Source organism: Pseudomonas sp. MWU13-2105, assembly GCF_023242315.1.
Taxonomy (GTDB): domain Bacteria; phylum Pseudomonadota; class Gammaproteobacteria; order Pseudomonadales; family Pseudomonadaceae; genus Aquipseudomonas.
In genome coordinates this window covers 1-974 of the sequence record NZ_JALLIY010000071.1, presented here as the reverse complement: position 1 = coordinate 974, position 974 = coordinate 1, and the positions used below count along the sequence as shown (strand labels likewise).

At 60.2% G+C, this 974-nt stretch carries 1 protein-coding gene; it reads right to left on the bottom strand.

Annotated features, from left to right (window positions below; all coding sequences use genetic code 11):
* Positions 1 to 767 (bottom strand): Gfo/Idh/MocA family oxidoreductase (locus tag M5B96_RS32335; protein WP_248801219.1); only part of this gene is annotated, 767 nt, incomplete at its 3' end.
* Positions 768 to 974: the final 207 nt, after the last annotated feature.

The window sequence follows — 974 nt, the reverse complement described above, 5'->3', positions numbered from 1 at the left end:
GTCAGCATGCCGGCACTGCCGAAAACTTCCCCGCGCACATCGTATCCATACACCGCCTGGAAGTTGGCTTCGGCCGTGGCGATGGCGCCGTTGTCGAAGCGAATCGTCACCACGGCGGTATCCAGCAGGCCCTTGTCCTTGTACGCCGGAGCGATCAGGGCATCGGCCATGACATGCACCTCTACGGCTTCGGCGCCCGGGTTCAGGTAGCGTAGGGTGTCGAAGTCATGAATCAGGGTTTCGAGAAAAATCACCCACTGCGGCGAGGCGGCCGGGTTGTTCAGCGCCGGGTCGCGGGTCAGCGAGCGCAGCAGTTGCGGCGTGCCGATGCGGCCGGCGAGCACATCCAGGTGGGCGGCACGAAAGCTTCTGGCAAAGCGCCGGTTGAAGCCGACCTGCAGCGTGATGCGGGCATCGGCGGCAGCGGCAATGGCGCGGTCGGCTTCGTCCAGGGTGATGGCCATGGGTTTTTCACAGAACACACCCTTGCCAGCGCGGGCGGCGCTGATCACCAGTTCGGCATGGCTGCGGGCTGGGGCGGCGATCAGGACCGCGTCGATCTCCGGGTCATCGAGCAATTGCTGTGGATCGATATAGACCCGCGCCACCCCCAACTCTGCCGCCAGGCGCGCGGCCTGGCCGGGTGTCGGGTCGGCGATGGCGGCCAGACAAGCGCCAGGAATGTGCCGGGCTGCGGTCAGGCCGTGAAAGCTGCCCATGCGGCCGGCGCCGATAAGGCCGAGGCGGATGGTCTTGGATGCACTCATGAATGACTTCCTTTTATTGTTGTTCAATGACTCGACAGCAGGAATGCCCTCGCTGGTACAAGGCTGTCAGCAAGTGCTGTGCCAATATTTAACTTATTGATATTTAATGAGTTAATCGAATGTCGTTGAAATAAGTGTTCATTCTTATGACATGTCTATACTGACATGTTGAAAATATGAACATGGGAGTAGGGTGTGAACCAGCAA